We start from the raw sequence: 6,670 nt of genomic DNA, 5'->3' as shown, positions 1-6,670 counted from the left end.
GGTTGGTCTCTATAATGTCAACTATCTGCCTGTCCCCCGCGAATCTCCCCTCCTTGAGCCGCTCCACATAAGGAATGACCAGTTCCTTTACATTACTTAGCACTTTTTCCTCAAGCTCGTGGCTATCCTGCTCCCGGTGAGCCAGAAGCGCCCTCAGCGCCGCATTCGCTTCCTCCAGGCTCCTCGATTTCTGCTCGAGGTCCTCCTGTATGACCTTCCGTTCGGTGATATCGGTCATAGTCCCTTCATAAAACAGGATATCTCCCGTGTCATCGCGCACTACCCTGACATTCGCACTGATCGACAGCCTCCGCCCGTCTCTCCGGCGGCACTGCACTTCGAAGTTACGAACGAACCCCTCTCTCTCCAGGGCTTCCTTCAATTCCATTCTCCTGCCGGGATCCGCATACGCCTCTCTGCCCAGGTCCCGGACCGACCCCACCATCTCCTCGGGGGAGGCGAAGCCGAAAAGGCGTGCAAAGGCCGGGTTGGCGCTTATCACCCTGCCCTCGATGGTAGTCTGGAATATACCCTCCGTGGCGTTTTCAAAAATATTGCGATATTTCTCTTCACTCTCCTGCAGGGCGACCTCGAATTCCTTTCGCTTCGTCACGTCCTTCAGTACGGTGATGCTGTACTCTTTCAGAAAGGTCGATCTGAACTCGATATCCTTCCTCATGCCGTCCTTGCAGACAATGGAGAACTCCACATCCATCCATTCTCCGCCTTCGGACGAGCCGTTCTTGCGCCATTCATTACGGACGCTCTTACGGTAGTCTGCTTCCGGAAAGGCCTTTCTGAGCCAGTCTCCTCCCGTGGGCACATCTTCATGACTATAGCCGGTAACGTTGGTGAATTCCCTGTTCACGTAAAGATAATTGCCCTTTCGATCACTTAATACTACGCCTACAGGATCGTTGTCGAGGATCGTGAAAAATGTTGCTTTTTCCCGGCGAAGGGCCTCTTCGGCCTTTCTTCGCTGGGTAATATCTTCGACGAAACCCTCGTAGTAACGGGTGGCGCCTTTATCGTCTTTTACTGCCCTGGCACTTAAAGAAACCCATATGGTGCTTTTGTCATTCCGGTATAACTGGGTCTCGAATCTCGACACAAAGCCGGGATTGTCGAGGAGCTTCTTCAGGTTTTCCCTGTCCTCAGGATTCACGTACTGATTTTCAATGCGTGGTAACGCGGCGAGCATGGCCCCCGGAGAGGGGAACCCGCAGATGGAAGAAAGGGCCGGGTTCACTGTCAGGAAACGGCCGTCGGGAGTGGTGCGGAATATGCCGCTCACCCCATTCTCGAAGGTATCACGGTACCCGTCTCCGACCGGCCCATGCCCCTCATTGTCCTCTTTTCCTCTAACCCCCTCATGCCAGACAATTTGGGATAAGGGTTTTCCTTTCGTGGGAATGAGGGTAATGGAAACGTCTACCCGGATATAACCGCCGTCGAAGGTCCTGTAGGTCCATTCGAATTGACTCTGGTCACGCCCTTCCCGGGGCAGAACCTCCTTCTCTTTATCGGCAGACTTTTTTCCGTCGGGCTGATGTTTCGGAGATATCTGAAGATGACTCGATCCAAGAAGCCGGTCCCTGTCCGGGCAACGGAGCATTGCCAGGGCTGCTTCATTACACATGATGAACCGGTTGCCTCGCAGAAGAAGCATGGGTACCCTCGAATTCTCGAAAAGAATTCTGTAGTCGACGGCGTCTCTTACGGTCCCTTCACTCGCATTCCGGTCGCGGCCCGGCAACTCCTTAATCTCCCCCCTCATAACCCCCACTTATTTGCTTCGCCGGCGCCGACAGGCCCTCCCCGTCCGATGGCCTACGGCAGAACCTCTCCATTCCCGGGAAGACGGCAGTCCGGCGTCGCGTCCGCGGGATCCATCCCATTAATCGGATGTCCAATAGAAATAGTGATTTTTTGTATACTACGCTATCCTGTCTCCTTTTACAATATTTTTGCCTCCTTCAATATTTTCCCCTCCCGTGAGGTGCGCGTCTTCCTTGCCCTCGCCTCGTGCGAGTGGTATTCTTTAAGAAAAAGAACATGATCGGGGCCTCAAAATGAGGAAGGACAAGGGGAGCGAAACCATCACCGAAGGCAGACGGGCAATCGAGAAGCTGCGGGAAAGCGAGGTCAAGTACCGGACGCTCTTCGACAACGCCAATGACGCCATATTTTTGATGGAGGGTCATATCATCATCGACTGCAACCAGAAGTTTCTGACCATGTTTGGGTGCTCGAGAGATCAGATCGTGGGGCAGACGCCTTATAGATTCTCTCCCTATTACCAGCCTGATGGACGTGTTTCCCGAAAGAAGGCCGTGGAAAAAGGGACTGCCGCCATGGCGGGAGAACCCCAGTTTTTCGAATGGAAGCACTGTCGGCACGATGGAGCAGAATTTGACGCCGAAGTCAGCCTCAACCAGATTGAGATCAACCGCAGCTCACGCCTCCTTCAGGCAATCGTAAGGGACATACACGAAAGGAAGGAATCCGAAAAGAGGCTCAGGGAGAGTGAAGAGAAGTACCGGTCCATATTCGAGAACGCCATAGAAGGTATTTTCCAGACCACCCCTTCGGGAAAAGTAATTACCGCCAATACGACCTTTGCGAAAATGTACGGCTTCAGATCAGCAGAGGAACTGGTAAATTCCTATACCGATATCGGAAAGGAGCTTTACGTTCACCCCGAAGACCGGGAGCGGTTCAAAGAACTCTGCGAGACGGATGGATCGGTGGAAGGCTTTGAAGAACAGGTGTATAAGAAGGACGGGGATAAAGCCTGGGTCTCCATCAACGCGAGGAAGGTGGTCGACGGCAAAGGTAAAACCCTCTACTACGAAGGGACCATAGAAGATATCACGCCCCGGAAGGAGATGGAGGATGCGTTACGGGGAAGCGAGGAGCGGTACAGGACCTTCATAGACTCCACTTCTGACGGCGTATTCCTGAAGGATGAACGACTTCGCTATATAATCGTCAATAAAAGGCTGAGAAAAGTCTTCGGCAAGGATGAGGATGAAATTATCGGGAAGAGGGATTTTGAGCTCCGCCCCAGGGAAGACGCGGCAAAAGCGGAGCGGGCGGACAGGAGGTCCCTCAGGTCTTCATCGATCGTGGTCCTCGAGGAGCAGATAGGGCGCCGTATCTACGAGACCCGAAGATTTGCCGTCACACTCGGACAGAAGACCGTGGGGATCGGGGGATTTGTGCGGGATATTACGGAGCAGAAGCAGGACGGGGAAGAGCTGAAGGTCAAGACGCTCAACCTCGAAGAGGTCAATGCAGCTCTTAAGATCCTGCTCAAGCAAAGAGAGCAGGACAAGAGCGAGATGGAAGACAAGATTATCAGTAATGTAAAAAAGCTCGTACTCCCTTATGTGGAGAAATTACGTGACAAACGGCTCGACCACGAGCAGAGGACCTACGTCGATATCCTCCAAACTAACCTGAAAAACATCGTCTCCCCCTTCGCACAGAAAATGGTATACGTCTATTCCCAGTTCACTCCTACGGAAATCATGGTAGCCAATCTCATCAAGGACGGTAAGACCATAAAGGAGATAGCCGTTGTGTCGGGTGTATCGGAGAACGCCATCAACCATCACCGCCAGAATATCCGCGATAAGCTCGGTCTCACTAAAAGAAAGGTCAATTTAAAATCCTACCTCATGTCCCTCGGCTGAAAAAGAGTAAAGACAGGCCTACGTTGTCCTCTGTCCATAAATTATAATAGCATCTTTATGCTGCCATTATAGTGCCCTTTTCTTATCATTTATTCCCCTGATCCTTATGTTATTACTTTTTTATTCTTCGGGCGGAGGGAGGAACCTCCCGGGAATCCAAAAGTTATGACCCCGGGGCCATAACAAAAAATCGAATGGGGGTAACACGATGAGAAAAGCTGTTGCAGGTGAAGTATTTCTTCTGGTTCTTCTCCTTACTCTTTGTAGCGTATCTGTTCCCGGCAGCGTGGACGCGCAGAAAGTCATCTCTCTCAACTACTCCAACTTCTTCCCCGCTCCCCATAAGCACAGTCTCCTCGCCGAGCAATGGTGCCGGGAGCTCGAAAAAAGGACCAACGGCAAGGTGAAGATCGCCTATTTTCCCGGAGGGACCCTCACCCCCGCGGCCCAGACCTATGACAATGTGGTGAAAGGCATTGCCGATATAGGTTTTAGCTGCTTTGCCTATACGAGGGGAAAATTTCCGCTCACGGAAGTCATCGACCTGCCTCTCGGCTACAGGGACGGGCTCTCCGCCACGAGGTTGATCAACGCATATTACGCAAAATTCAAGCCGAAGGAGCTTGACGACGTGAAAGTGCTCTATCTCCATGCCCACGGCCCCGGCCTCCTCCACACCAAAAAACCGGTCTCCAAACTCGAGGACGTGAAGGGTATGAAAATCAGGGCTACCGGCCTCGCCTCGAAGATCGTCATAGCCCTGGGCGGGGCGCCGGTAGGCACCACCCAGCCGGAAACCTATGATGCGCTCCGCACAGGGGTCGCGGACGGCGCCATGTCGCCCATGGAAGCGCTCCAGGGATTCAAGTGGGGCGAGGTCATCAAATATTCGACCCTCGACTATGCCGCGGGGTATTCGACCGGCATGTTCGTGGTAATGAACAAGGCACGCTGGGCGTCGTTACCCCCGGACATCCAGAAGGTATTCGACCAGGTCTCCCACGAATGGATCGAAAAACAGGGCGCCCTCTGGGATCAGATCGAGCAGGAGGGGAAAGACTTTACCCTGAAGAGGGGCAACAAGATCATCCCCCTGTCCGCCGAGGAGAACGGCAGATGGGCCGTGAAAATGAAACCTCTCCTGGACGACTACGTGAAGGGCACGAAGGCGAAGGGTCTTCCCGGTGAAGAAGCCCTCAAGTTCTGCCTTGACTATCTCAAGCACAATAACTGAAAAGGCGAAAAGGGACGGTTGCCATGCACCCGTCCCTTTTCCCTTCCGGCAATCGATAAGCATGATCGGAGGTAACGATGAACATAGTGGATCTGGTATACAGGAACGGACGTATTTATCCGGACGAGACGGCATTCGTAGAGATCCGGCCGGTTTCAAAGAAGAAGATAGAGACTACCTGGGCACGCTTCAATGACCGCACCAATAGCCTCGCCAATGCACTGGTGGCGAGGGGAGTGAAAAAGGGTGACCGGGTCTTCCTTCTCGGCAAGAATTCCATCGCCTGGCTCGAGGCCTTCTTTGCCATCGCCAAGACCGGGGCATGGGTAAATCCTCTCAATTTCCGCTTCACTGACGAAAACCTCATTTACTGCGCCGCGGCAGCCGAACCGGGATTCTTTATCTTCGACGAGGAGTACGGGCCCCGGATGGAGGCGATCCGATCGAAACTTCCTACGGTAAAAACATTGGTGGCCATAAGCGAAAAGCCATCTTCAGGCGACATGGAGACCACGGAAGGACTCATTGCCGGAAGCCCTCCCCTGCCCCTTGGGACGGTCATATTGGACGAAGATGAATGCGGGCTCTACTTCACTTCGGGAACCACCGGGGCGCCGAAGCCGATCCTCCTGCTCCACAAAAACCTGTTTGCCCCTGCCATGAACGAAGTGACCAATCTTTCCCTCACGAAAGGGGATTCCCTTCTCATGATGCCGCCCATGTACCATGTGGCCATGGGGCATCTCCTGGGTTCCATGCTGATCGGGGCGAAGACCGCTCTCCTGACGGAGGCCGTCACCCCCCGGGCAATTCTCGAGGCAGTGAGCACCGAGCGCCTCCGGGTCTCATTCCTTCTGGTCCCCTGGGCCCTCGACATCCTCGAGGCTCTGGACAAGGGAGCGCTCAAGGCCGGAGAGTACGACCTGGGCTGCTGGCGCATTCTTCAGATGGGCGCCCAGCCTATACCGACGAGCCTCATCAGGCGCTGGAAAGCCTATTTCCCCCACATGGAGTGTCATAACACCTATGGACTGAGCGAAAGCTCGGGACCCGGGACGATCCATAACCACATCACGACCGAAGAAAAGATCGGCGCCATCGGAAAACCCGGGCTCTTATGGGATGCCCGCATCATCGACCACCTCGGGAACAATGTACCGGCCGGCGCGGTAGGCGAGATAGCAATAAAAGGCATGGGCGTGATGAAGGAGTATTATAAAAATCCCGAGCTGACCCAAAGGACCATTGTGGACGGCTGGCTCCGCACCGGGGACCTGGCCCGTCTGGATGAAGACGGCTATATCTACCTGGTGGACCGGGCAAAAGACCTTGTCATCAGCGGCGGCGAAAATGTATATCCCGTCGAGGTCGAAGAGGCTCTGCAGAAACACCCCGGCATAAGGGATGTGGCGGTGATAGGCACCCCGGATGAAAGGCTCGGGGAGATCGTCACGGCCGTAATCGATCCCGTTGCTGTCAACGGCCTTACCGAAGCGGAGGTCCTGCGTTTTTGCGAGGAGAACCTCCCGCGCTACAAGCGGCCCCGTAAGATCATATTTGACAGCGTTCCGAGAAGTCCGACGGGGAAGATAGAGAAACCGAAGCTCCGGCAGCGTTACATAACCCGAGAGGCATCCTGAGGCCCTTCGCGGGGGTCTACGGAAGGAAGCGTGCCGGAAGCAAATGGCATATGGCAGGAGATCGGTCGGGGCCTTATGGCCCAGAGTTGCAGCGGGGG

General features: G+C 54.3%; 4 protein-coding genes. 3 read left to right on the top strand and 1 reads right to left on the bottom strand.

Annotation, left to right across the window (positions count from 1 at the left end):
• Positions 1-1,777, bottom strand: a 1,777-nt coding sequence (locus tag VGJ94_16420; GenBank protein ID HEY3278201.1) for a PAS domain-containing protein, incomplete at its 3' end; no start/stop codon positions are given.
• Positions 1,778-2,072: 295 nt separating this feature from the next.
• Here VGJ94_16420 and VGJ94_16415 point away from each other — a divergent pair.
• The 3 genes from VGJ94_16415 (at position 2,073) to VGJ94_16405 (ending at position 6,572) form a co-directional block, all read left to right on the top strand.
• Positions 2,073-3,698 carry a PAS domain S-box protein gene (locus VGJ94_16415; GenBank protein ID HEY3278200.1) on the top strand — a complete coding sequence of 542 codons (1,626 nt, stop codon included), beginning with the start codon at positions 2,073-2,075 and terminating at the stop codon, positions 3,696-3,698.
• A 208-nt stretch (positions 3,699-3,906) separates the two neighbouring features.
• On the top strand, positions 3,907-4,932 hold the full coding sequence (locus VGJ94_16410; GenBank protein HEY3278199.1) for a TRAP transporter substrate-binding protein: 1,026 nt from the start codon (positions 3,907-3,909) through the stop codon (positions 4,930-4,932).
• A 77-nt stretch (positions 4,933-5,009) separates the two neighbouring features.
• Entirely contained in the window at positions 5,010-6,572 is a 1,563-nt protein-coding gene (locus VGJ94_16405) for an AMP-binding protein (GenBank protein HEY3278198.1), read from the top strand.
• The last annotated feature ends 98 nt before the right edge of the window (positions 6,573-6,670 follow it).

The sequence above is a fragment of the Syntrophorhabdaceae bacterium genome (genome assembly GCA_036504895.1).
GTDB lineage: Bacteria > Desulfobacterota > Syntrophorhabdia > Syntrophorhabdales > Syntrophorhabdaceae > PNOM01.
This window is presented reverse-complemented; position numbering and strand designations above follow the sequence as displayed.

Excerpts from the sequence above, each read along its gene's own strand:
- VGJ94_16415 (HEY3278200.1), top strand. The coding sequence starts at position 2,073 with ATGAGGAAGGACAAGGGGAGCGAAACCATCACCGAAGGCAGACGGGCA.
- VGJ94_16410 (HEY3278199.1), top strand. The coding sequence starts at position 3,907 with ATGAGAAAAGCTGTTGCAGGTGAAGTATTTCTTCTGGTTCTTCTCCTT.
- VGJ94_16405 (HEY3278198.1), top strand. The coding sequence starts at position 5,010 with ATGAACATAGTGGATCTGGTATACAGGAACGGACGTATTTATCCGGAC.